Annotated in this window: 17 protein-coding genes; 4 read left to right on the plus strand and 13 right to left on the minus strand. The window is 67.9% G+C overall.

All coding sequences use genetic code 11. The annotated features are described in order from the left end of the window. Positions 1 to 19: 19 nt before the first annotated feature. The 7 genes from ABMQ42_RS09495 to rhmD all read right to left on the minus strand — a co-directional run bounded on the left by ABMQ42_RS09495 (position 20) and on the right by rhmD (position 7,181). A complete protein-coding gene (locus ABMQ42_RS09495; protein ID WP_349722741.1) occupies positions 20 to 883 on the minus strand; it encodes an amidohydrolase family protein in 864 nt (287 codons plus the stop codon). Beyond that, on the minus strand, positions 880 to 1,944 hold the full coding sequence (locus ABMQ42_RS09500; protein ID WP_349722742.1) for an NAD(P)-dependent oxidoreductase: 1,065 nt from the start codon (positions 1,942 to 1,944) through the stop codon (positions 880 to 882). The genes ABMQ42_RS09495 and ABMQ42_RS09500 overlap by 4 nt, the downstream gene beginning before the upstream one ends. After that, positions 1,941 to 3,077 (minus strand): mandelate racemase/muconate lactonizing enzyme family protein, encoded by a 1,137-nt coding sequence (locus tag ABMQ42_RS09505; RefSeq protein WP_349722743.1) that lies wholly within the window; start codon positions 3,075 to 3,077, stop codon positions 1,941 to 1,943. The genes ABMQ42_RS09500 and ABMQ42_RS09505 overlap by 4 nt, the downstream gene beginning before the upstream one ends. 1 nt (position 3,078) lies before the next feature. Further along, positions 3,079 to 3,561 carry a VOC family protein gene (locus ABMQ42_RS09510; protein WP_349722744.1) on the minus strand — a complete coding sequence of 161 codons (483 nt, stop codon included), beginning with the start codon at positions 3,559 to 3,561 and terminating at the stop codon, positions 3,079 to 3,081. Then, complete coding sequence (locus ABMQ42_RS09515; protein WP_349722745.1) at positions 3,558 to 4,778, minus strand: Gfo/Idh/MocA family protein; 1,221 nt, start codon at positions 4,776 to 4,778, stop codon at positions 3,558 to 3,560. Before ABMQ42_RS09515 ends, ABMQ42_RS09510 begins: the two co-directional genes overlap by 4 nt. Before the next feature lie 106 nt (positions 4,779 to 4,884). Then, on the minus strand, positions 4,885 to 5,961 hold the full coding sequence (locus ABMQ42_RS09520; protein WP_349722746.1) for a Gfo/Idh/MocA family protein: 1,077 nt from the start codon (positions 5,959 to 5,961) through the stop codon (positions 4,885 to 4,887). Continuing rightward, a complete protein-coding gene (gene rhmD, locus ABMQ42_RS09525) occupies positions 5,958 to 7,181 on the minus strand; it encodes an L-rhamnonate dehydratase (protein WP_349722747.1) in 1,224 nt (407 codons plus the stop codon). The genes ABMQ42_RS09520 and rhmD overlap by 4 nt, the downstream gene beginning before the upstream one ends. Positions 7,182 to 7,272: 91 nt before the next feature. On the opposite strand from rhmD, the gene ABMQ42_RS09530 reads away from it, so the two are divergent. Both ABMQ42_RS09530 and ABMQ42_RS09535 read left to right on the plus strand, forming a co-directional pair. Continuing rightward, on the plus strand, positions 7,273 to 8,043 hold the full coding sequence (locus ABMQ42_RS09530) for an IclR family transcriptional regulator (protein ID WP_349722748.1): 771 nt from the start codon (positions 7,273 to 7,275) through the stop codon (positions 8,041 to 8,043). Between the two features lie 93 nt (positions 8,044 to 8,136). Further along, positions 8,137 to 9,204: a zinc-dependent alcohol dehydrogenase gene (locus ABMQ42_RS09535; protein WP_349722749.1), complete on the plus strand. Its 1,068-nt coding sequence runs from the start codon at positions 8,137 to 8,139 to the stop codon at positions 9,202 to 9,204. Between the two features lie 26 nt (positions 9,205 to 9,230). Here ABMQ42_RS09535 and ABMQ42_RS09540 read toward each other — a convergent pair whose 3' ends face one another. After that, complete coding sequence (locus tag ABMQ42_RS09540; RefSeq protein ID WP_349722750.1) at positions 9,231 to 11,765, minus strand: family 78 glycoside hydrolase catalytic domain; 2,535 nt, start codon at positions 11,763 to 11,765, stop codon at positions 9,231 to 9,233. A gap of 180 nt (positions 11,766 to 11,945) precedes the next feature. On the opposite strand from ABMQ42_RS09540, the gene ABMQ42_RS09545 reads away from it, so the two are divergent. Next, entirely contained in the window at positions 11,946 to 12,971 is a 1,026-nt protein-coding gene (locus ABMQ42_RS09545; protein ID WP_349722751.1) for a LacI family DNA-binding transcriptional regulator, read from the plus strand. Between the two features lie 81 nt (positions 12,972 to 13,052). Next, a complete protein-coding gene (locus ABMQ42_RS09550) occupies positions 13,053 to 16,166 on the plus strand; it encodes a family 78 glycoside hydrolase catalytic domain (RefSeq protein ID WP_349722752.1) in 3,114 nt (1,037 codons plus the stop codon). Between the two features lie 48 nt (positions 16,167 to 16,214). On the opposite strand, the gene ABMQ42_RS09555 is transcribed toward ABMQ42_RS09550, so the two are convergent. The 5 genes from ABMQ42_RS09555 to ABMQ42_RS09575 all read right to left on the minus strand — a co-directional run bounded on the left by ABMQ42_RS09555 (position 16,215) and on the right by ABMQ42_RS09575 (position 24,953). Further along, a complete protein-coding gene (locus ABMQ42_RS09555; protein WP_349722753.1) occupies positions 16,215 to 18,200 on the minus strand; it encodes a hypothetical protein in 1,986 nt (661 codons plus the stop codon). Between the two features lie 84 nt (positions 18,201 to 18,284). Further along, complete coding sequence (locus ABMQ42_RS09560) at positions 18,285 to 19,742, minus strand: ABC transporter substrate-binding protein (protein ID WP_349722754.1); 1,458 nt, start codon at positions 19,740 to 19,742, stop codon at positions 18,285 to 18,287. A gap of 97 nt (positions 19,743 to 19,839) precedes the next feature. Next, positions 19,840 to 20,727 (minus strand): carbohydrate ABC transporter permease, encoded by an 888-nt coding sequence (locus ABMQ42_RS09565; RefSeq protein WP_349722755.1) that lies wholly within the window; start codon positions 20,725 to 20,727, stop codon positions 19,840 to 19,842. 32 nt (positions 20,728 to 20,759) lie between these two features. Then, positions 20,760 to 21,668 carry a carbohydrate ABC transporter permease gene (locus tag ABMQ42_RS09570; protein WP_349722756.1) on the minus strand — a complete coding sequence of 303 codons (909 nt, stop codon included), beginning with the start codon at positions 21,666 to 21,668 and terminating at the stop codon, positions 20,760 to 20,762. 267 nt (positions 21,669 to 21,935) lie between these two features. Next, positions 21,936 to 24,953 carry a DUF5722 domain-containing protein gene (locus tag ABMQ42_RS09575; RefSeq protein WP_349722757.1) on the minus strand — a complete coding sequence of 1,006 codons (3,018 nt, stop codon included), beginning with the start codon at positions 24,951 to 24,953 and terminating at the stop codon, positions 21,936 to 21,938. Positions 24,954 to 25,025 lie beyond the last annotated feature (72 nt).

Raw genomic sequence — 25,025 nt, forward strand, 5'->3', positions numbered from 1 at the left:
GTGGTGTCGAGCGGGTTGCTCATGGGGTCAGTGACAGCAGGCGAGCGGCGTTGCCGCCCAGGATCGCCGCGAGGTCGTTCTCGCCGAGGAATGCCGCATGTGTGCGAACGACCTCGATGGACTGGCGGTAGGTGAGCTGGTCGCGCGAGGCGGGGAAATCGGATCCCCAATAGAGACGGTCGGGGCCGAAGGCATCGAAGATGCGCCGGAACAGCGCCACCGACTCGGGATAGGGGTACTCCCACCAGCGCGTCGCGTTGTAGTTGAAACCCGAGATCTTGACGCCGACGGACGGATGCCGCGCCAGGCGCAACAGCGACCCGATCTCGTGTTCCCGGCCCTCGTCGCGCGAAGGGATCGCCATGTGGTGCAGGAGGATCGGAAGCGATGGTCGGGCGCTCGCCATCGCGGACAGGTCGTCGAACCATGCGGGGGTGAGCGCGAGCGACGCTATCGCGCCCAGTTCGGCGGCCACGTCGAAGAACTCGGCGCCTTCATCGGAGCGCATCCAGCCGTCGTTGTCGGGGGCGACGTAGTGCGTGAACCCCCGCGCGCCCGATCGCTGGAGCGCTTCGCGCAGGCGTCCGGCGCTGCCGGGCCGGTGATACTCGGGGCTCCACGCGCAGTCGACGTCGAGCCATGCTGTGAGCCTGTCGGGATGCCGGAACACGGCATCGATCACGTATTCGTTGTTGTCGTCATTGGCGAAGCCGTCGCCGCCCGCACCACCGCCGATCCGCGCACAGACGATCGCTGCGTGATCGACGCCGGCACGGTCCATCTCGTAGAGAAGGCTCTCGACGCTGCCACGCGTGCCGGGATCGGGCACCGAGGTGTCGTAGGGCCAGCGTCGCCAGGCGTGGCAATGAGTGTCGACGATCATGCGGGTGCCGCCCCTCTGCCTCGTAGGGCACGATCGGTCAGCTGCGCGCGAGGCTCGACCCCCTCGTCGTAGCGGGCGAGCTCGTCGACCATCAGGCTGAAGAACCGCGGCTGCGCTTCGACGGTCATGCCGCCGAGATGCGGCGACAGGAAGACATTGCGCATCGCCCGCAGCGGCGTGTCGACGGCGATGGGCTCGGGGTCGTGTGCGTCGAGGCCGAACCAGGCGTCCCCGCGCGCGGCCTTCGCCTCGAGAGCCGCACGGTCGACCACCACCCCCCTCGACACGTTGACGAACACCGCATCTCGCGGCAGCAGGTCGAGCTCGCGCGCCCCGATCATCCCCGTCGTCGTGGACGTCTCCGGTGCCAGACACACGACGATCTCGCATGCCATGACCTGCTCCAGCGGCGCGAAGTCGACATGCAGCGCATCCGCCAGTTCACGCGGTGCGAAGGGGTCGTAAGCGAGCACCCGCGTGCGGAACGGCTCCAGAAGCTCACGCAGCCGCCAACCGATGCGGCCGAACCCGATGAGACCGACGGTGCGGCCGGTGAGTTCACGGGCGGGCGGCGCGGTGCGATAGTCGTCGTCACGCATACTCTTGCCGGCGATGATGTCGCGGAACCGGGCATGCTGGCGCAGCCCGACGAGGATCAGCGCCAGAGCCCACTCCGACACGGGCCACGACGACGAATGCGTCGTGTCGACCACCACGACTCCCGCGGCGCGTGCGGCGGCCATGTCGACGCGGCGCCCGAACCGGTCGCCCTCGAGCTCACCGATCACCCGAAGACGGGCAGCCGCCGCGATGACCGCCGCGCTGACCACAGGGGCGCCATGACAGACGATGAGCACGTCGAGATCAGCGACGAACGCACACAGCCGTTCTTCGAGCGCGGGCACGTGCTCGGGCCGCTGCCAAGGATCGCCCGGAACCCGAATGTCGAGGTGCACGACATCGGCGAACGTCTCCAGCCGTGCGAGCTCGGCGGCACCGATGTACAGTGCGCGCGTCTCGGGGCTGCACGCGATGCCGACGCGTAGACGGGTGCCGGTCATCGCATCGCCACCGATCCGTCGCGCCGTACCTCCGGAGAGACGGGGAAGACCGTCGCCTCGCCGTCGGCGAGCTGCTCATCCTGGAGCCGCATCCCGAGTCCTGGCCCATCGAACGGACGAAGGTATCCGTCGACGACCTCGGGGAGGCGGTCGACGACGACCGAGTGCGGCGGTGAGTCCTGCGGAACGTGCTCCTGCACCTCCCAGTTGGGCACCGCCATGCCCAGGTGCACGTGCGCCATGGTCGCCACCGGGCCCGACGGCACCGCGTGCGGAATGATGCCCTGGTGGTGGGCCTCGGCCAGAGCGCAGATCTTCATCACGTGCGTGAAACCACCGGCGATACCGACGTCGGGGCGGATGAAAGAGACACCCGCCGCCTCGACGTACTCGCGGAACTCGTAGAGGGTCGTGTTCCGTTCTCCGGCGGCCATCGGGACGTCGCTCTTGACCGAGACCTCGCCGAAGGAGAGTGCACTGTCGGGTGGGATGGGATCCTCCACGAACAGCGGACGGTACGGAGCGAGTTCACGGATCAGTGCGACGGCGTTCCCGGGCTGCATGTTGCGGTGCAGCTCGACACCGATGTCCATGCCGTCGCCGGTCGCATCGCGGATCGCCGCCATCCGGCCGACGAGATCGGCTATCCGCTCGGCGTGCGCCATCATGTGGTGCTCGTGCTGGTGCAGGATCACCTTGATGGCGGTGTATCCCTCCTCCTGCGCGTCACACGCGTGCTGCGCGACCTCCGCGATCGTGCCACCGGCGATCACCTTCATGGCACGCACCCCGTCGCGCACACGTCCCCCGAGCAGCTGCCACACGGGTTCCTCGAAGTGATGCCCGCGAATGTCCCACAGAGCCTGATCGATGGCGCTGATGGCTCCGCCCAGTGTGAGACCGCGCCAGCCGAGCGCGCGGTAGTTTCGCAGCCAGATGCGCGTCGTCTCGAAGGCATCGGCACCGACGAGTGCCGGACGCAGCGCGTCGACGACCGCGACGACCGCGAGGGGAAAGGCGAAGGCGGTCGATTCGCCTATGCCGCGCAGACCGGTGTCGGTGGTGACGCGAACGAACACCGACGATCCCGCGACGAACGTCTCGACAGACTCGATTCTGGGACGAGCGGGCACGTCAGGCCTCCGGGTAGACATAGTCCGGGGCGAACCGGACGCTGGGCGGCTGGATGAGTTCGACGATGGCGTCACCGCGCGGTGAGCCGAAGTAGGCGAAACGGCCATCGGCGCTCTTGCCGAATCGCGCGCTCTGCAGTGGGCGATATCCCTGTGCCATGAGACGGGCGCTCTCGGCGGCGTGGTCGTGCACGAGCCGACCGACGTGGTTCAGCCCCGGGCCGCTTGCCGCGAGCTGATCGGAGAAGATGCTCGGTCCCTCGATCGGCTCGACGAGTTCGAACTGCACGTCGCCCGACCAGGCGAGAGCATGGCGGATGCCGAAGACCGCCGGAGCTCCCCCGTACATGCTGTCGTGCAAGACGTCCGATCCCATCGTCCAGACACTCCATGGCCCCACACCGAGGACGTCCGCCCAGTGGCGCACGGCGTCATCGAGGTCGTCGACCACGTAGGCGACCTGATGGAACGTCGGTGTCGTCATGCCTCCACCTCCGTCTCGAACTGGGCGTCGATATCGTCCTGGTAGGCGTGCACCGCACCGGTGAGCACCTCATCGACGTGCACGGCGCGGCCGAGCAGGCCCGATTCGAACGCGGCGTGCACGACGGCCAGCGCGCGCAGTCCCCCTGCGCCGTCGACCTCCGGTGGCCGCCCGTCGAGCACGGCGTCGGCGAAGTCGGCGAGTTCGACCGCGAGATGGCCGGCGTCGACGTCACCCCAGGGCGCGCCCTTGCCTCCCGTGCCGTCGGGACCGAGCACGGCCGCGGTCACCGGGTCGAGCTGGAACCGGTCGCCCAGGAATGCGGCGACCTCCTGCCCTCGGCGCGTGCCATCCGCGAGGTGGAGCACGATATCGCCGTCGCTGCGATCCGGCGGGATCTGCAGTGATCCGTTGCGACCGTGCAGCACGCGCTCACCGTAACCGATACCGCGACCGGAGGGGATGTAGGCGAGATGGACGTCGACACCCGACGTCGTCGTCATCGCCGCGACGAGGGAGTCCTCACCGTCGGGCGCAATCGGCTCGCCCCCGTCGGCCGGGTGCCGGACCGGCTCGGCGATGAAGCCACGCCCCCACACGAGTTCAACCGGCCCGAGCAGGTATTCGACGATGTCGGCGTAGTGAATCGGCATGTCCAGTCCGATCGATCCCGACCGCTTCATGTGTCGCCATGGGCTGAGGATGACCCCGTCGTCTCCACCGATGCGCACCTCGCGGAAGAGGAACAGGTCGCCCAGGACACCGGAGTCGATGACGGCCCTGGCGAGGCGATTCGAGCCACCGCGCCGATAGTTCTCGGCGGTGGCCAGCACACGTCCGGCGCGTTCGGCTTCTGTGACCATCTGGGCGCCGGTGCGGACGGTGAGAGCGAGCGGCTTCTCGCAGATGACGTCCCTGCCCGCCCGAATCGCGTCCACGGCGATCGTGTGGTGGGTGCGGGGATCGGTCACGATGTCGACCGCACCGACGTTGCCGTCCATCGCCAGCATCGCACCGAGGTCGGTGTACACACGCGGGCGCGTGCCCAGCAGTTCTTCGGCCTCGTCGGCCCGGGCGTTCGCGGTGCCGGCGTCGAGGTCGACGATCGCGGCGACGTCGATCCGCTCGTAGCCGGCACGGCGCAGCGCTGCGTACCCGAGCAGATGCCTCCGGCCCATGAAACCTGCGCCGACGAGCGCCACTCCCAGCTTCTCCACTGAAGCTCTCCTCACATCCCACGTGCTGTCACGATATATGAAACGTTTCGATCCACGGAGCACTCCCCCGCAGACCCGGAAGAGGCGGTCATCCGTGTCCTCGTTCTCAGGCGCGTCCATGCCGGAAGAGGCCCGCGGGCGCGCGCGTCACCGCCTCCCGGCGCCCCGACGACGCCGCGCGGAGCGCGGCATCGATGAGCGAGATCGCGGCGGCGGCAGCATCCCCCGGAGCCGGCGTCGGCGTGCCGTCGAGAAGAGACGCCACGAACGCCGCCGTCACCCGTTCCCTGGCATAGGCCGCAAGATGCGGCGGGTTCTCCCGCTGCTCTGACACACCTCCCTCGAGGTGCAGGACCGCGGTTGCCGCCAGCATGTCCCACTCCACCATTCCCCGGGTGCCGTGGAACCGCAGTCGATGGCGCACCGGTACCCGCGACGGCGTCGTCCCCGTCGACGTCGCGGCACACAGTGCTCCGCCATCCAGGCTGAAGGCCACAGCATCCACGAGATCGACGCGCAGGCCGTGATTCGCCGTCATGGCCGTCACGTCGGTGGCCTCACGACCGGCGGCCCACAGCAGCCCGCCGAACAGATGGGACAGCTGCGTGTACGCCTGCCCGCCACCTGTATGCGGGTCGGAGTAGGTCGTCCCATGTGGCGCCATCCGGTCTTCGGGATGTGCGTCGGCGGGACCGGTCGCCGCAAACAACCCGGCCGTGCTCGACGAGAACTCCGCATTGACGCTGCGCAGCTCACCGATCCTCTCCTGCACCGCCTCCTGCACGAACGGCGCGACATCCGCGTACTGATACGTCAGCCCTGCCGCCAGCAGCCCTGAGGTGCGCTCGGCGAGCGCGACCAGTTCCCAGGCATCTTCCGCCGTCGTCGCCAACGGCTTCTCCACGAGCACCCCACTGCCGCTCTCGAGCACGCGGGATGCCACGGCGAAGTGGGTGTCGTGCGGCGTCGCGACCACCACCCCGTCGGGACGCACGACTGCCAGCATCTCGTCGAGCTCGGTGTACGCGGCGGCGCCGGACTCTGCGGCGGCGTCCCGTGCCCGAAGAGCATCGCGATCGCATACGGCCACGACTTCCGCACGGGGATTCGCGACGAGCGCCGGCAGATGCACTTTCGAGGTCCACCAGCCAGCGCCGACGACGGCGATGCGTGCTCGGGTCATGCGAACTCCGCAAGACGATCGCGGGTCATCGGACGAACCAGCCGGATGCTCTCATCCAGCCTCAGACCGAACCCGGGGCTGTCGTCGAGGGTGATCTTCCCGTCGACCGGCAGCGCCTCACCGACCAGCAGCGGCGTGTGGAAGGTCTCGATGGTGTCGCACTCCCCCGCCATGACGGGGAACTCCGCGACGAACGCCTGAGGAAACGACGTCAGGAAGTGGTACGCGTACTGTCCGCCGACGTGCGGAATGATCCGCTTTCCGAATGAGACGGCGACCGTCGCGATGCGACGCAGTTCGGTGATGCCGCCGCACCAGTTCGGGTCGGGCTGGAGGATGTCCACACCCGCCTCGCACAGGAGCCGATGGCCGAACGCCGTGTACTCGTGTTCGCCCGTGTTCAACATCATCGTCGACGGCATGCGACGTCGCAGTTCGGCGTGACCCGCGTAGTCGTCGGGCAGCAGCGGCTCTTCGATCCAGCGGAACCCGAGTGGCTCGAGAGCAGCGGCCAGTCGTGCCGCATAGTCGACGTCGAGTGCCATCCAGCAGTCGTAGAACAGTGGGAAGTCGTCGCCGACGCTCTCCCGCGCGATGCGCGCCCGTTCGACGTTTCGCCGGAAGCCCTCCTCGCCCTCGCTGGGTCCCCACGTCAGGGGAAGTTTTGCTCCCCAGAAGCCGAGTCTCTCGATGCTGGATGCCGTCGGCCCGGTGGCATACACGTCGAGTGAGTCCTGCGTCTTGCCACCCAGCAGGGCCCACACGGGCATGCCGGCGATCTTGCCGTGCAGATCCCAGACGGCGAGATCGACCGCCGAGATCGCATGCATCACGACGCCCTTTCGACCGTACGCGAGTGTGCTGCGGAACATCCGGTCCCAGATCCGCTCGTGCGCGAACGGCGACTCGCCCTCGACCATGTCGGCGAGGTGGAGTTCGACGATGGATGCTGCGACGACGCCGCCGTTGGTCGTCGCGACTCCCACAGCGCCGGACGCCGTCTCGACCTGCACGAGTACCGTGCTGCCGGAATCTCGACCGGTCGCCGCCGAGCGATTATCGCGGAACTCCGGATACTTCGTCATCGGGTTCGCGACCTTCGAACGCCGCCAGTTGAACACCTCCTCGCTCATGCCTGCGGGATCGAGGGCCGGTGCAGCTGTGCGCACACGCGGCACGATGTAGGCGCGGACCGAGACGATGCGGTCCGAGTCGAGCATGGACACGAGATGATTCCCTTGCATTTGTGGTTCCGATATGTGAACCTATGATCATGTCAGTGCACCACATGATCCATGACCGAGCGGAGTCATGTCAATGACCGAAACCGGCGGAGTCAAATCGGCAGTCCGCGTTCTGCAGGTACTCGAGCATCTGGCGGAGGTGGGCGACGCGAGCTTCGCCGAGCTGACCACGGAGCTCGCATTGCCGAAGTCCAGCGCCAGCGCGCTGCTGGCGACGATGGAGTCATCGGGCTGGGTCGAACGCAGCGCGCTGCGACGCTATTCGGTGGGCCTGCGTGCGTGGCAGGTGGGTCAGAGATTCCGCGGGCACGAGTCGATCACCGCCTTCGCCCGCCCGTTGATGGACGCCCTGTCGGAACAGACCGGCGAAACGGTGCAGCTGGCCCGCCTGGACGGAATGGAGAACGTCTACATCGCGATCAGCCAGTCGAGCAACCCCATGCGCCTGGCCTCATCCGTCGGCATGCGCCTGCCCTCGCACGCCACGGGGATCGGGAAGGCGCTGCTGTCCCAACTGGATCCGACCGAACGTGCACGGCGAGTCACCGGCGCACAGCTGACCCGCCTCACCGACCACACGATCACAGATCCCGAACGACTGCTGGCAGTCCTGGCGGAGTGCGCTCTGGCCGACTTCGCGACCGACGATGAGGAATACCTCGAGGGGTGCCGGTGCATCGCCGTGCCGTTGCACACGGGTGCGCTGGGCGTCGAGACGGCGTTGAGCGTCACCGCGCCCGCCTTCCGCACCGGGCCGACCTGGCCCGCCGATGCACTGCCCCTGCTGCGCGCAGCGGCCACCCAACTGCGCACACGCCTGGGGATCGTGCGCACCTGAGGCGCATTGACAGCGATGGTGCAGGTCCTCCATCATGAAATGGTTCTGAAACACGGACTCCGGTTCATACTTGTGAACTAAATTGGAGGCAAGATGAGGGCCCTCGTGCTCGAGGACTTCGGTCGACTCGTCGTCGCGGAGCGCGACGACCCCACCCCCGCACCGGATGAGGTGACGATACGCATCATCGCCACCGGAATCTGCGGTTCCGACATCCACGGCTACACCGGCGAGAACGGCCGCCGTGTTCCGGGTCAGATCATGGGCCATGAAACGGTCGGCGTCGTCGAGGCGCTGGGCGCGTCCGTCGCTCGCGCCGATCTCCGTCCGGGCGTCACCGTGACCGTGAACCCCGTCATCCTGCCGCCCGAGGATCTCGATGAGTACGCGGGGCGCGAACAGCACGACCCCGGCAAGCGCGTGCTCGGCGTCGCGCCCGAGCTCGTCTCGGCCTTCGCCGAGAAGATCGTCGCCCCCGCGCGCAACGTGCATGTGCTCCCACCGACGATGCCGGCTCTGTACGGCGCCCTCATCGAGCCGCTCGCGGTCGCGGTCAACGCGGTGCGCAGGTCAGGCGCCGCACCGGGCGACGCGGTGTTCGTGGCCGGAGGCGGTCCGATCGGGCAGTCCGTCGTCCTCGCGCTGCAGATGGCGGGGATCACCGAGGTCATCGTCAGCGAGGTCGCTCCGGAGCGCCGCGACCTCGTCGAGCAATTGGGTGCGATCGTCATCGACCCCGCCGACGGCGCCGCCTCCGAGGCCGTCATGACCGCATTCGGCCGTGCCGCCGATGTCGCGATCGACGCGGTCGGGATCACCGAGACACTCCGCGGGGCGCTGGAGTCGACCCGACTGGGTGGCACGGTCTGCCTGGTGGGCATGGGTTCGCCGCTGCTCTCGCTCGATGCGTTCGCGGTGAGCACGGCCGAGCGCACGATCGTCGGGAGCTTCACCTACACGGATGCAGACTTCGCCGCGGCCGTTGCGTGGATGTCGCAGGGGCCGGCGGCCGCTGACGCATTGATCAGCGAGTGCGTGGGCATCGATGGTGCGGACGCGGCATTCGGGCGACTGTGCGGAGGCGGGGGCGTTCCCGGCAAGATCCTCATCGTTCTGGATCCCGCGCACCTGTCGGGGCACACCGGCTCTACGACCAGGTGACGGCACGCACGAGGACGAGAAGGCGCTCAGCCGCCCAGCGTCCGACGGAACTCGTGCTTTCCGTGCTGTACGACCCACGTGCCGCCGGCCTCGGGCATCCACACCTCCGCCGTCACGCCGTAGGGCACGTCGATCTCGAGCGCGAATCGGTCGTCATCGATCCGCCAGGAGACATCGATGTCACCGTACGGTGAGGCGTGCCGCGCGCGCGCGTACGTCAGGGAGCGACCCGACCCGACCTCCGGGCGCACACGGATGCGCCGATATCCCGGCTCGAGGGCGGTGATCCCACCGATGGCCCGATGCAGCCAGTCGGCGACAGCGCCGTAGGCGTAATGGTTGAAGGAGGTCATGCTTCCGGGGTTGATCGTTCCGTCGGGCAGCATGGAGTCCCAGCGTTCCCACACCGTGGTCGCTCCCATGGACACGGCATACAGCCACGAAGGGCACTTCGTCTGCAGCAGCATGGCGTAGGCCAGATCGGCGTGTCCCGACATCGTCAACGCATCGAGGATGAGGGGCGTTCCGAGAAAGCCGGTGCTGACCGTGGCATCCGCCGCGATGACGAGTTCTGCCAAGCGCGATCCCGCTCCCGCACGCTGCGCCTCGGTGCCGAGCAGGTCACCGCAGAGCGCGAGTGCATAGACCGTCTGGCAATCGCTCACGAGGCGCCCTTCGGGTCCGACATACGCCCGGGCGAACGCCTCTCGCACGCGTCGTTCGTGTGCCCGATAGTTCGCGGCATCGCCGCGTTCTCCGAGCACCTCGGCGGCGTCTGCCACAGCACCGAGCGTGCGCACGGCGTACGCCGTCGCCACGACACCGGGAGCGGCCTGGGCGCGCGCAGCGTCCTCCGGCGGCGCGGTCGGATCCAGCCAGTCACCGAACTGGAAGCCGGTGTCCCACAGTCCCGAACTTCCTGAGAGCGCGAGGACCTTGTCGGCCCAGGCGCACATCGACCGATACTGCCGGGCGAGCACCCCGACATCACCGGTCGCGCGATACACCGCCTCGGGTACGAGCGTCGCCGCGTCGCTCCAGCCCGCGGCGGCAGGATCGGGGTCGCGCAGAACGTCGGGGATCACGTACGGCACTCCGCCGTCGTCCTTCTGCTCAGAGGCGAGGTCACAGAGCCAGTCGGAGAGGAATCCGGCCGTGTCGAAGAGGAAAGAGGCCGTGGGCGCGAACACCTGGATGTCGCCGGTCCACCCCAGCCTCTCGTCACGCTGTGGACAGTCGGTGGGCACGCCGACGAAGTTTCCGCGCATACTCCACACGATGTTCTCGTGCAGCCTGTTGACACCGGGATGAGAGCTCTCGAACCATCCCGTGCGCTCCAGTCCGCTCCCGATCACAAGAGCGTCGACGTCGCCTGACTGCAGATCGGGGAGGCCTTCGACCTCCGCGTAACGGAACCCGTTGAACGTGAATGTCGGTTGCAGCACCTCACACGAGCCTCCCGACAGGATGTATTCGCTCGTCGCCTTCGCGCTGCGGAGCGGACGCACGCCCACCTCTCCGTGCTCGAGCACCTCCGCGTGCCGGATGACGACGCGCTGCCCTGCTCTGCCGTCGCCGACCTTCACCCGCACCCACCCCACCAGGTTCTGACCGAAGTCGACGACCGTGCGTCCACTCGGGGTGGTGAGGATGCGCTGGGCAGGCACCGTCTCGGTCACGCGGATGCCTGGTCCTCGGGGCGCAACCAGGCGCGCATCGCAGGCGACGACATCGACGCCCCCGGCGCCGAGCCCATCGAGGGAGCGCCGAAGATCGGTGCGCTGTCCGTCATAGAAGTCGTCGAACATGATCGGGCTCTCCGCCGCGCGCCACGCCTCGTCGGTGGAGACCGTCTGCGTCGAGCCGTCGGCGAACGTCAACTCGAGCTGGGCGATGAGCGCAAGTCGGTCGCCGTACGACGACCGGTTCCCCGGCGCCACGAGCTGCCCGCGGAACCAGCCGTTGCCCAGCAGAGCTCCCAGCCGCACTCGTCCGACCTGCATCAGCTCCGCGACGTCGTAGGTCTGGTACCTCACCCGATGCTCGTAGGCCGTCCAGCCGGGCGTGAGCACCTCATCTCCGACACGGATGCCGTTGATCGTGAACTCGTAGAGCCCACGCGCGCTGACGTAGAGTCGCGCCTTGACCGGCTTGCGTTCGAGTTCGACGTCGCGGAACAGCCAAGGAGCGCCGTCATCCATCCCGCCGAGGCCGATCGGACTGATCCACCGAGCGACCCAGGCTTCCTGTTCCAAGAGACCCGCTTCAATCGACGAAGGCTCGCTGAACGGCGTCCAAGACTCCCCCGTCGCGACGCGTACCCGAACTCGAGCACATTCCCGCGACCGCAGCGGCGCGAAGGGCCAGGGCACGAAGACCTGCTCGCCGGAAGCGACGATCACGCTTTCGGTCGTGCCGTCGCGAACGCACTCGATCTCGCAGGCGTCGAACCGCCAGCCCTCGTCCGCGTCCGTGATGCGCCAGCTGAGGCGAGGACTGCCCGTTCCGATTCCGATTCGCGGCTCGCCGTACTCGAAGCGCACCGGAGTGACCGTGGTCACCCCGGCGTCAGGTCCGCCCGCACACCGCGCCGGCACCGTGTCACACAAGGCTGCCCCGTCGGCTCCGCGCGCCTCTTCGTCTTCCACATCGAACATGATACGTTTCAGAGTAGCGTGCGATCACGTTCCGTCAACCGCCGCTACTATTCTCTGAATTGACTCATCAATGGCGGGAGCTTCGTGGCATCGCAGACCGTAAGCGTCAAGGACGTCGCCGCACACGCGGGCGTCTCGGTGGGTACCGTGTCGAACGTGCTGAACCGGCCGGAACGCGTGTCCGAAGCGACTCTGACGCGGGTACAGACCTCCATCCGAGACCTCGGCTTCGTACGCAATGAGGCGGCCCGCCACTTGCGCGCGGGTCGCAGCACCACCATCGGATTCGTCGTCCTCGACGTGAGCAACCCCTTCTTCACCGACGTCGAACGGGGTGCGGAACGGGCGGCTGCGGCTGCGGGCAGTTCGGTGCTCATCGCCAACAGCGGGGACCAGGGCGAACGCGAGGCCGCATACCTGGAGCTCTTCGAAGAACAACGAGTGCAGGGAGTCCTCATCTCCCCTGCCACCGATGTGCGAGAACACCTCGTGCGCCTGCGTGAGCATGGCATCCCCACCGTCTTCGTCGACAGTCCCGCTCCGGATGCGGGGTTCTCATCGATTCAGACCAACGACATCGCGGGCGGTGAACTCGCCGCGCGGCACCTGCTCTCCACCGGACGCCGTCGCATCGCCTTCGTCGGCGGACCACTGTCCTTGCATCAGATCCGCGATCGGCTCGCCGGGGCGCGCCTCGCCGTGAGTGAAGCCGGCGACGACGTCCCTGCCATCCGGATCATCGAGACGAAGGCCCCGACTGTCGACGAGGGGCGACGCGCCGGCCTCGAGCTGGCCGCCCTCGAGCCGCGCGAGCGCCCTGATGCGATCTTCGCAGCCAACGATCTGCTGGCCATCGGCGTCATGCAGGCAGTGCTTCTCGAGCGGCGGCTGCGCATCCCCGAGGACATTGCCCTCATCGGCTACGACGACATCGACTGGTCGGCATCGACGGTGGTTCCGCTGAGCACTGTGCGCCAGCCGAGCGAGCTGATCGGCGAGACCGCAGCGCGCCTGCTCATCGAGGAGGCGACCGCGACGGGTGAGGTCACGCACCAGCAGCTGCAGTTCACGCCCGTCCTCGTGGCACGGGCGTCCACCGCCGCATCGTGACGTCTTCACGCCTGATGTCTCGACGTCGCCGTCACTCCGTGTGATACGTTTCACACCCACCTCGTGCGAAGGAGCCCTGTGATGCCCGACCTCTCATCCGACCTCGGTGCGCCCACGGGGCTTCGCGTCGATGCGCAGCGGGGGCGCCACGGGACGCGTCTCGTCCCGACGGCGTCGCGGCGCCCACGGCTCTCCTGGGTGGTGCCGGCCGGGTGCGCACAGACCGCCGCCCGGCTCGAGATCGTCGCGGGCGACGGCAGCACGGTTTTCGCAGAGACGATCGAGACCGCCGCCCCCGCCGCGACCCTGCCGGTGACTCTGCCGCCGCATGCCGTCCTCACCTGCCGGGTTCGGCTGCGGGATGCCGCGGGCCGCTGGACCGCATGGTCGCAGGTCTCCGCGATCGAGACCGGGCCGCTCGCCTTCGAGGACTGGACCGCGCAGTGGGTGTCGCATCGTGCGAACAGCGTGCTGCGTGCGCGCCTTGCACTGCCGGCCGCGGCACGGCGTGCGCGTCTGCATCTGACCGCCCAGGGGCTCGTACGCGCCGAGGTCAACGGCGTTCCCGTCAACCCCGGCTCCACCGATGCCACCCGGACGGACATCGCACGCGCCCTCTACCGCACGTATGATGTCACCGACCTCGTCACCGCAGGCGCGAACGTCCTCGACCTGCTGCCGGCCGCCGGCGCCTGGGCACACACCGGGAACGATCCGCGCGTGCTCGCCGAGCTCGTGGTGGAGTGCACCGACGGCACCGTGCATCGCATCGGAACGGGCCCGGGCCTGCAGACGGCACCGGGAGAGGTGACCGTACACGAGCCGTTCTACCTCGAGCGCCATGAGCCGGCCGCGGCCACCGGCACGTTCGCCACGGCGCACGATCTGACCGTGCATGAGGCATCGTGTGCGCCGGTCTCGCCCGCTGATCCGCCGCGCGACATCGCACCCGACCAGACGCCGCCGACGCACGATGTCTCGACGATCGCGGCGGTCGAGATCGGGCGCCCCGGCGGCACGCGCGTTTACGATGTCGGCGTCAACATCGCCGGCCGCACGCGTCTGGTGCTCTCCGACGGCGTCGCATCGGGACTGACTGTGCGCATCGTGCACGGCGAGCATCTCGACGCCGACGGACGCCTCGACACCACCAACCTCACGATGCCGTACGATCACGGCCGCGTGCGCCAGGCACTCGAGTTCGTGACGACGGGCGAGGCCGGGCAGGTGTGCGAACCCTGGTTCGCCTACCACGGGTTCCGCTACGTGGAGGTGCAGGGACTGCCCGAGGGCACGCCGGTGACGCTCACGGCGCACGCGCATCACACCGACCTCGTCCAGACCGGACAGCTCACGACGGATGACGAGCGCCTCAATCGCCTGCTCACGCAGACCCCGCGGACGTTCCTGAACAATGTGCACGGCATCCCCGAGGACTGTCCGACCCGCGAGCAAGCCGGCTGGACCGGGGATGCCGCATCCGTGGCCGAGTTCGCGTTCGCGACATTCGACCTCGAGACGTTCTACCGCAAGTGGCTCGGCGATCTCTGCACGAGCCAGCAGCCGGACGGCTCGATCCCCGCGATCGCGCCGGACGTGCGCGAGGAACGTCCGCCCGCCGATCCGGTGTGGGGTGCCGCGCTCCACCGCATCCTGATCAACCACTGGTTGCACTACGGTGACCGACGCGTCGTCGACGAGAATCTGCCTGCGCTGCGACGCTGGGCCGATTTCCAGCTCGGGTGCCGCGACGAGAGCGGCGTCGTCTCGCGCGCGCCCATCAGCTACGGCTGCGACTGGCTGGCGCTCGAGCAGACGCCGCCGCCCGTGCACCACACCGCGGCGGCCATCGACTGCCTCGACGTCCTCGCCGAGCTGGAGGAAGCCGTCGGAGATCAAGATGCCGCGGCCCTGCGCCGCGCGCAAGCCGGTCAGCTGCGCACGGACGCACGCGCAGCGTTCTTCGACCCGAGCACAGGCGGCTTCGGCAATGGATCGCAGGGCTCGTACGCGTGCGCACTGGAGTCCGGCATCCTCACCGGCGACGATGCTCGCGAGGCGGCCCGGCGCATCCTCCATGATGTGCGGGCGCGCGGAAATCGCGTTTCGAGCGGCTTCGCCGCGACACGCACCGTTACGCGTGCCCTGGCTCGCGCCGGCTTCTCACAGGCGCTGTTCGATGCGCTGCAGCAGCCGGACGAGCCGGGCGTCGGCGCCATGCTCGACCATGGCCCCGGCACCCTGTGGGAGTGCTGGTGGATCGATCCGAACAACACCGGCACCGGCTCGCTCGACCACGTCGGACTCGGAGGCCCGTTCGCATCGTGGGCGTGGCGGTTCCTTGCGGGAGTGCGCCCGACCGCCCCCGGGTACGCGGAGTTCGAGGTGCGTCCGCACTTCGTCACGGGGGTCGCCCGTCTTGAACTGACGCAAGACACCGTGCGCGGCGGCATCCGACTCTCATACCACCGCGCCGGCGACACGCTGCACATGTCCTTGGCGGTGCCGCACGGGTCCCGCGCCCACGTGCGGCTGCCGGGACGCGACGACGAGACCGTGGGGCCCGGCGAGCATGAGTACGCGCTCCCCTGGCCGCCGTCCCCGGCCCCCGAGGTCCCCGCGGCGGTGCCCGCGTGGCATGCCCCGGCGCTCGCGCCCCTGCCGAGCGACCAGTCGGCGCCTTCTGCTGTCCTCACGGATGCCCTCGCGGCGAACACGGTCACCGCACCCGGCGCGGGGATCGACGTCCTTCCCGATGGCATCGTGTGCATGCCGATTCCGCACGCGCAACTGCCCGGACCCGTTGTGCGGGTCACCGCGGAGAGCGCGACCCCTGAGGTCGCGCCCGTCGTGACGCTGAAGCTGTCGGAGGCACCGCTCGACCTGACGGATGCCACGTTCGCGTACGCGATGCTCGATCTGTGCCTGGCGACCACGACGCGCCCGATGCAGGCGAGGATCGTGCTGCACTCCGCCGATGGCAGCCGCATCAGTGGGACCGGGCGACTGTGGCCCGCGGGGTGGAACCGCGTGGCGGTCGACGTGAGCGCCTGGCCCGGCCGTACGGCGGTCTCCGCGATCGAGGCCGGCGTCGTGTTCGCAGAGCCGGTGGATCCCGCTGCGCCCTCATCGTCGCATCCGCCCGCATTCCATCTCGGCGAAGTCGGCTGGAGCACGCGGGCGCGCACCTGGTGAGCGCCCGCGCCATCCCGGATACGGCCACGGGGATGGCGCGGGCGGAGCTCAGAGCAGCGCGAGCAGGTTCAGCCCCACGGCATTGGGCGCGATGGCCATACCTCCATACAGCCCTGTGGTGGAGTTGTGCGTATCGGGCAGGCACAGATCGAACCGCCCGGCGCGGTACAGATCGAGTGAGCCGGGCAGGTTGTGCGGGCGCCACGCATCGTGCTCGTGGTGGATGAGCCACCGCGTCGCCGCGCCCGTGATGCCGGCGCGGTACCGCGCCCAGTCGATGTCGTCATCGACCGCGCACAGATCCGCGCCGACTCGGTCCGCCAGCACGAACGTCTCCAGCACCTCCCACTGCACGTGATCGCGCACCCAGTTCGCGAAGTACCAGTCCGACGAGCACAGACACGGCTTCGTGTTGTAGAGCATGGGCCGCTGCGCAGGCGACCACAGGTGGGTGAAGACCAGCAGGCTGCGCATCCAATGCCTGGCGCTGCGCCGGTCCTCGTCACGCCCGAAGCTCTGCCACGCCAACGCGTGAGCGACGGCACCATGCCCGGCCGCCAGAAGGTTCGGTGCGTGCAGGGGTGTTTCCCAATAGTCGCCGGCCTCCGGTCGGCGGAAGCGGCGTGCGTGGTCGAGCGCCGACAGCGCCGCCGCGCCGTATCCGCGATCGGGAGCGATCGCATGTGCCCGCAGCAGGGTGATCGCCGCGAGCGCGTCGAAGTCGAGGGCCTCGTCGCCGGGCTGTCCCATCGGCGCGACGAGGTCACGGGCGACCACGAAGTCGTCCTTGCTGCGGTGGCGACCCTCCGGGTCGAAGCAGAACGACCCGTCATCGTGCTGTTCGGCGAGGAACGCGTCTGCCTCCGCCAGCGGACCGTCGGCCTGCTCCGAGCCCACGTCACCGAGAGTGGCCGCGTGCGCTCGCAGCACATCGGACTCGGGTCTGTGCGGGAACCGTTCAAGATAAGCCACGACGAATGCGGGCACCGTCGACGGGATATCGCCGTCGGTCTGCCCGATGCCGAACCCCGAGCCCGGATGCCAGAGGTGTTCGCCATAGGCCGCCGCGATCCGGTGCACGAGATCGGCGTCGACGGCGGGCACCGCGGGCAGCCCGTGTCGTGCGACCCAGTCGACGACAGCGTCCAGTGCTGTTCCCGTTCCGACGCCGATGCGCGCCGACAGGGCGATCCGCTGGCCGCGGTGCAGTTCGAGCGGCGGGTCGGCATGCCAGCCGCCGCCCGACTGCGGTGAGCCCGTCTGAGGAAGCATGATCCCCAGCAGCGACGAGTCGTTCCGCTCGACGAAGTTCGGCGAGGCGAACACGGGCTGCGCCCGCTCGCGTGCCATCGTGAACCAGCCGGTGGCGTCGGCCGCGGCATCCCATTCCAGCGAGACGAAGGTGCCCTCGTGCGACACCGTCATGACGGGGATCGCGACGGAGTCGACCGGCGGCACGGCACGCATGCCCCACGGTTCGCGGAACCAGTCGTCGCCCGAGGTCCACTCCGCATCGAGCGCCCATTCGATGCCGGGAAGCATCGCCTGATCGCGTGCAGCGCCGAACGACCCCTGTCCCACGCGCAGCCACGGGCCGCGCAGCGCCGTCGCATACACGTCGTAGCGGCTCTCCAGCTCCCAGGCGAGCGCGAAACCGCCGCACCCGTCCGCCTCGATCGTCACCTCGCCGACCAGCAGCGGCCCCTCGAAGGGCACCCCCACCCACTGCTCGAACGACGACCCGGCCAGCGCCGCCGCGGTGGACACGGCAGCGACGCGGAACCGCGCCCGGTCGCGCCCATCGTCGGTGAGCGAGCGCTCGACGTCCTCCGCCTCGAGGCGCATCGGCACCAGCGCATCGCGTATCGCCAGCTCACCGAGATGATCGAGCACACCGAGGTGCCCGCCGTCGGCACCGATGAGTTCTGCCCACCCCCATCCGGTGGTGCGGCGGAACACCGCGAGCCGGACGTCGCCGGACGCCATGACGAAGGACTCCCCGCCGAAGGCGGCTCCACGAAATCGTGGCTGCATGTCTGTCTCCCTCTCCCCTGCGATACAGCGCAGCCCCGAACCGGGCCGCCGATGCGACCCGGCCGGGGCTGCGCCAAGACCGTGTTACTTGGCCCAGTCGTCCGTCCAACCGGCATCCTTGACCTGTTCCTTGGCCCAGGTCTCGTTGTTCTTCTGCGCCGTCTTCAGCGAATCCTGGAGCGACGTCGAACCCAGCAGGTAACCCTCATACGGGTTTTTGCCCGCCAGCGCGGCAGGCGACTCGACGAATGCGCCGTTCTGTCCCTGCGGCGCAGCGCTCGCCCAGCGGCCATCGGTGAACGCGTCCAGGCCCGGAGGGGTGTCCAGTCCGTTGATCGCCGGGATGCTCCCCGTCCCGTTGAGCCACTCCTGGACGTTGGGGCTCGAGACGAACTGCAGGAACTTCACCGCGGCGTCGAGCTTCTCCCCCTTGATGTACGAGGGGATCATGTACGACGTGCCGCCCGTCGAGACGCCGAACTGCGCGTCTTCACCCGACGCGTACTGCGAGTCGCTCTTCTCGACCGTCGGGAAGGTGATCGTCCCATACGTGAAGTCGGAGTCGCTCAGGTTCGTGGACGCGAAGTTGGTGCCCCATGCCATGGCAGCCTTGCCGGCCTGGAAGTCGGTTCCACCGGTGAACGCACCCGATCCCGTCACGCCCGACCAGTTCGGGGTGGCGCAGGCGTCGTTCAGCTTCTTGAGCAGCGTGTACGAGTCCGCGACCTGCGGGGATGTCGTCAGGTCCAGGTCGCCCGTGAGCACGCCCTTCACGACGCTCTTCGCCGCGATCGGGTTCGCTGTGCCGGGGTTGCCCGCGTTGTCGAACTGGTTGAGCTGATCGACGACATCGTCGAACAGCGTCGAGGCGATCGCATCCATCTCCCAGCCCTGCGTAAGGTTGCCGTTGTCGGTCGCCAGCGGCACGTAGCCGGCATCCTTCAGCGCGGTGCAGCTCTGCACGAACCCGGAGAACGTCGACAGATCGGCGGGGTCGACGCCGACCTTCTTCAGGATGTCGTCGTTGTAGTAGATCGCGATGCCGACGAGGTTGAACGGGATCCACTCGTAGTGGCCCTGCGAGTTGACGCCGAGCTGTTGGTCACCGCCGAAGTACTGGTCGTTGAAGGCATCGATCCACTTCTTGTTCCCGGGGATGAAGGGATTCGGCTTCTCCAGGTATTCATCAAGGCTGTGCACCTGGTCGGGCTTGTGCGTGGTCTGGTTGAAGATGAGCTCTGTGGCCGTGCCGGCCGACAATTGTGTCGTCGACGCCTGGTTCCACGAGGCGATCGGCAGCACATTCGTCTTCAACGTGATGTCGGGGTTCTCCTTCTCGAAGGCCGCCACCAGCTTGTCCCATGCGGGACCGAAGCTGTCGGTGTCCGCGGTGAACTGGTTGGGACCGGTCAAGGTGATCGTCACCTTGCCGTTGGACGCTCCTCCACCCGAACAGCCGGTCAGCGCCATTGCGGTGCCCAGCGCCAGGGCCAGCGTTCCTCCCGCCGCCCGAACGAGGCGGGACCTCTTCCACGTGCTCATGTGATTCTCTTTCTCTTGTGATGGACGACTTCACCTGTGAATCGTCTCAATTTATGGGTACAGCTGTGCTGCGGCGACCTTCTCCCGCAGTCGAGCGCTAATGCGCCCCGGTGACCCCGCCCTGCACGCCGGCGAGGAAGTACTTGGACAGGAAGGTGAACAGAATGACGAGCGGAAGGCTCGCGATGAGATATCCCGCCATCAGCGGGCCCCACGCCGTGGCGTTCTGGCCCTGGAAGAACTGCAGGCCCACCGACACCGTCCGCAGGCTGTTGTCGGAGATGACCAGCAGCGGCCAGAAGAAGTCATTCCAGACCGAGCTGACTGTCATGAGCGCGATCGTTCCGAGCACCGGCAACGACAGCGGGAGCATGATCGATCGGTACATCCGCAGATCGCTCGCCCCGTCCATCCGCGCCGCATCGAAGATCGTCTGCGGGATGCCCTGCACGAAATTGCGGATGAGGATCGTGCCCAGGATGATGCCGCCCGTCGTGTACGGGATCACGAGCGCCAAGTAGGTGTTCAGCATCCCCAGCTGGCGCATGAGGACGAACAGCGGGATGAGGCTCGTGATCGAGGGAACGGCCATCAGCACGAGCACGGCACCGTAGATGACGCCGCCCCCGAGGAAGCGATAGCGGGCGAGGACGAATCCGGCGATCGAGGCGATCACGAGGATCGCGACGATGGATGCTGCGGACACGAAGATCGAGTTCCACAGATACGGCGCCACCTGGTCCCACGCGACCGCGAAGTTCTCGAAGTGCATCGGGAAGACCGGCTGCCAGAAGTTCTCCGCGAACTGCTGATTCGTCTTGAACGACGTGATGAGCATGAACAGGTACGGGGCCAGTGACACCACCACGAACAGCAGCAGCGCCGTCTTCACCCCGAACTGCCGCTTGCGCGTCTTGACGACGGCGCCGCGCCGACCCTTCGCGGACTCCGCAGTGCCGTCCATGATCACTGAACTCGCGCTCATCTCACCCGTCCTCGTTTCTTCGATCCGCGTGCTCACATCTCACCGCCGTCGGCCGCGCCGGTGTCCTTCCGGCGGACGAACACCACGAACGCGCTGAAGCCGAGCGTGATGACGAACAGTGCGGTCGAGAGTGCCGCTGCGTATCCCCAGTCCGCGGCGCTGAAGGCGACGTCGATCGTGCGCAGCACCGGCACGACCGTCGCGTTGTCCGGTCCGCCCTTGGTGAGCAGGTAGGCGATGAACCCGTACTGCAGGGTGCCGATGACCGCCAAGAACACGAGGATGCGGATCTGGCTCGCCATCAGCGGCAGGTCGATCGTCCAGAACCGGCGCACGCGCCCGACGCCGTCGAGTTCCGCCGCCTCGAGGACCTCTGCGGGGATGTTCTGCAGGCTCGAGTAGAAGATGAGGAACGGAAGGCCCGCGATGAAGGGGAAGCCGACGAACAGCAGTGCGAGAAGTGCGGTGTCGGGGTCGCCGATCCAGTTGTGCGCCAAGGCGCCGAGTCCGATCGCCTCGAGCCCCTTGTTGATGACGCCGGAGTTCGGGTCGTAGAAGAACCCCCACACGAGCGCGGTCACCACACCGGGGAAGGCCATCGGGATGATCAGGAGCGTGCGGATGACGTACTGCCAACGCGCGCTGCGCAGCGAGATCAGCAGCTCTGCGGCGATCAGTGGGAGGATCCACGACACGATTCCGAAGACGAAGATCACGCCGAGGTTGCGAAACGACTGCCACCAGATCTCGTCCTGCATCATGGTCAGGTAGTTGCCGAAGCCGAGGAACGTGGAGTCGCCGGCGGGCACCCAGTCGAAGAAGGACCAGAAGACCCCCGAGATCGCCGGGTAGTAGGCGAAGAGGCCGATGAGCACCAGCAGCGGCAGCAGCGACAGGTAGGCGAACCAGCGGATCGGCTTTCGGCGACGGGCCGCCTTCACCCTGCGACCGTCGTTGGATCGAGTGGTCAGAACCTCAGTGACTGTAGCCATTCCAGCCTCTCGTCGTCGAGCTGCGTACAGGGGGACAGGAAAATGAATCCGCTTGTGGAACGTTTCATTTCGATGAGCATAACATACCGTCGTCGTCCGGTAAACGGCTCACAGAACGTCGAATCCGCATCGTGATCCGGCAGGGCGCGACTCCCGCCCCGCGACGCCGCGAGGCCCCCGGCCGCGAAGACGCGCGTCCGGGGGCCTCACCCGGTGTCAGCTGGTGAAGAAGCCGATCCCGTCGATCTGGAAGCTCGGGTTCCAGGTCGGATAGGTGCTGCCCACCGCTGCGAACGACACGCTCATCGACACGACGGCCGACCGACCCGACCAGTCGGAGACGTCGACGACGAGTTGGTTCCACGAGTCCGGAGTGAAGTCGGCGTCGGTCACCGTTCGGGTCGTGCCGTCCTCCCCGGTCAGGGTGAACGTCATGACGTATCCGGTCGCCCCGGGAGCCCCGCCGTACGAGTCGCCCCACAGGTGCACGCTGGCCGCATCCCCGAGGTCGATCGGCTCGTCCGGCGTCACCGAGATGACGTGCGGGGTCGTGGCCGGCGACGCGGTCGCGTTGGCCTGCAGCATCCCGGAGCCCTCTTTCGGCGCACCCGGGCCGTTCGCCATCGACGTGACGCGCGCGACGGAGGCCGTGGCATCCCCGGCGACCCAGCCGGAGGCGTCCGACTCGAAGTCGTACAGCAGGTGGTCCACCGGCGGCGGCACGACCACCGGCACCGTGAAGGCCGTGCCGTCCACGACGACGCACGCCGTCGACGCATCGGCTGTGGCGCCGGTCACCGTGAAGTCGACCGTCGACGAGGCCCCGAAGGCGGTCTTCGGCAACCGCACCCGGCGCTCGACCACGGCGTAGTCGCCGCAGTCGGCGCGCACGCTCGCGGTGCCGTGCAACTTCTCCGAGTCGAGGTTCGTCACCGTCACCGACAGGGTCGTGCCGATCAGGTCGGCGCTGGCGACCCCGGCAGAGACGAGGACGTTCGTCCGGCGAGACGATCCCACGCTGCGCGCGGTGGCGACAGAGGCCACGTCGAACGTCGCGTCGGGCTGTGCGGAGCCGGTGCCCCGCACGCGCACCTTGAGCGTGTCCAGGGTCGCCCCGCGCTGCTTCGGCACACGCAGCGCCACAGTGTGGAATGAGCCGTCGGCGGCGATGCGCCCCTGACCCTCGACCTTCTGCCCCGATGCCAGCGTCGCCGTCAGCTCGACGACCGTCTCGGCACCCAGGTGCGTTGCAGACGGTATCCGTACCCGCGCGGTCAGCCACTGTCCGCTCACGTTCGGTGCACGTGTGCCGAAGTCCTTCACGACGCCGCGGTACTGCGAGGCGAAGGTGCCGGACTGCGTACCCACGTGCAGCACGCCGTTCGTGACGGTGGCCGTCGACGCATTGTCGGAGGGCGCCCATCCGTCGACGCCACGCGAGAACCGGCCGAGCGAACTCGCGCCCTGCGTGCGGGCGTCCACCCGGGCACCGACGGTCTGCGTGATGGCCCGCTGGTCGAGCTTCGACGCGTCGAAGCCGGGGATGACATCGGACCAGTCGGAGATGCCGATGATCTTCTTCGCGAAGTCGGTCACCTCCAACGATCGCGCGGTGTCGATGTACTTGTAGACGTCGTAGATGTACTTCTTCTTCAGCGGCGTCGCGGGGAACGTCGTCGAGTAGTCCGCCGTCCACAGTCCCAGATTCAGCCCGCCCTCCTGCCTGTGGTCGACATGCCGGTGAAGGATGAAGGCATCGATGCCGTCGGAGAAGCGAATCTTGTAGTAGGCGTACGCGAAGCACGCCGCCTGCAGCTTCTCTGCGTCCTCGGTGAGCGAGTCGCCCGCCCCTGGCGTGTTGCATCCCTGCTCGGAGAGGATCACGCGCCGCTGCTCCCCCTGGTACTCCAGGTCCGACTGCTGCAGATACTCGGTGAGCACCTCGATGTTCTTGAAGGTGATCAGCGGTGTGTCGAAGTCCTCGGTGGCCTGCGTGTCGTTCCAGAACGCGGGATCGAACAGGTTCTGCGGATACGGATGGAATGCGACATCCCACGGGAAGTCACCCGACGTCTGCGACGCCGTCGTCAGTGCGTCGACGATCTGCTTCGACGAGTAGTAGCGAGTGGGGTTGTCGTTGTCGGGGTTGCTTCCGGACAGGGCTGTCCAGTTGTGATCGAGCGAGGTGTAGGTCCGGGCAGCCGCATCGTACTTGCGCGTCGCGAGCGATGTGATCCGCAGCGCACGAGAATAGGAATCGACGAACTCGTCGACCGTCTTGTCCCCGGCGTTCGCCCACGCCCACTGTGCGTCGACCTCGTTGCCGACGATGTAACCGAGCGCCTGACCGTATTTCTGGTCGGGACGGGTCCACCGGCTCGCGATGAACTCCATGGCGGCCGTGTAATACGCCACACCCTCGGCGGTCGTCATGTTGAACCCGACGATCGGGCCGGCGCCGTCGGCGCTGGACGCGTCGGGATCGCCGAGCTGGTGGTAGGCGCTCGTGGCGACGCCGTCGTGCCGGTACACCAGCAGGATGAGATTGACTAGCACGCCGTTGTCGGACAGCGCCTTGATCTGCGTGTCCAGCCCCTCGACCACCGACGCGTCGAAGTAGTAGGTACGCCCGTTGCTCGTGAACGCGATGTCGTCGTCGCTGACCTGCGTATTCAGCATGAGCGTGCCGAGGTCGACGTTCAGAGCCGCGTGCTGCACGCCCAGGCTCTCCGCGTCGTCGGTCATCTGCACCTGGAGGCCCTTCTTGTCGGCGATGTCCGGATAGGCGTCCGTGTTCACCGATGTGAAGTCCAGAGCGTCCGCGAAGCGGGCCGTGCCCACGCCGGCGCCGTCGACACTCGCGGTGAACGCATCGTAGAGGCCGTCCTCTCCGGAGGCGGTCTCGCGGGGTCCGGTGACGCTGAAGCCACCATCGGCATCGGCCGTCGCCGTGCCGAACGCGGATCCGTCCTCCCCCGACACCTGCGCGCCGGACTCGGTGACCGTCACGGTCGCTCCCGCGTCACCGGCCGGCACTGTGCCGGTCACGGTGATGGTGTCGGCGCCGACGGTCACATGCGAGATCCCGATGGATGCCGCAGCCGCGTCGCCGTTCGCGGGGACAGGGATCTCCTCCGCCTGGGCCGGCGCCACCGAGCCGAGGCACAGCAGCATCGCTGTCAGTGCGGAGACGGGGACACCCCATCGTGCCCATGGTCGCTTGTTACGTTTCATCAGCTGTCCTCTCTGACCGGCGAATTTCCTCTCTCGGCAGGGTCGCGAAGCAGACCGCACGGCGTCAAGCGA

It is taken from the genome of Microbacterium sp. KR10-403, from assembly GCF_040196215.1.
Lineage (GTDB): Bacteria > Actinomycetota > Actinomycetes > Actinomycetales > Microbacteriaceae > Microbacterium.